The organism is Mesorhizobium sp. Cs1299R1N1 (assembly GCF_037179655.1).
Lineage (GTDB): Bacteria > Pseudomonadota > Alphaproteobacteria > Rhizobiales > Rhizobiaceae > Mesorhizobium > Mesorhizobium salmacidum.
Map to the genome: position 1 here is coordinate 1 of NZ_JAPYKR010000145.1, position 334 is coordinate 334.

The 334-nt window shown below is 62.0% G+C and carries 1 protein-coding gene; it reads left to right on the forward strand.

Annotated features, from left to right (window positions below; all coding sequences use genetic code 11):
- Positions 1-121: 121 nt before the first annotated feature.
- Positions 122-334 (forward strand): IS66 family insertion sequence element accessory protein TnpB (tnpB, locus tag O7A70_RS34460; RefSeq protein ID WP_442921258.1); only part of this gene is annotated, 213 nt, incomplete at its 3' end.

Here is a 334-nt window from a genome sequence, read left to right on the forward strand (position 1 = left end):
GTCGAGAGACGACAACAATTATGCCGAGCAAGAAAGCGATTGAGCGCTCTAACACCTTGGAATGGAAGGACGAAGTTGGCTTGATTGCGGCCTACTCTGCATAATCCAGCGCTCCACATAATTGCGGTTATGCGGAGCTCCGCATAACCGCAAGGGGGCCGAGGGCCTGGCGGCGCTGGTGCGCGACACGATGGGCGCCGATCCGTTCTCCGGCGCGGTCTACGTCTTCAGGGCCAAGCGCGCCGACCGGGTCAAGCTGGTCTACTTCGACGGCACCGGCGTGTGCCTGCTGGCGAAGCGCCTGGAGGACGGGAAGTTCTGCTGGCCTGCCATC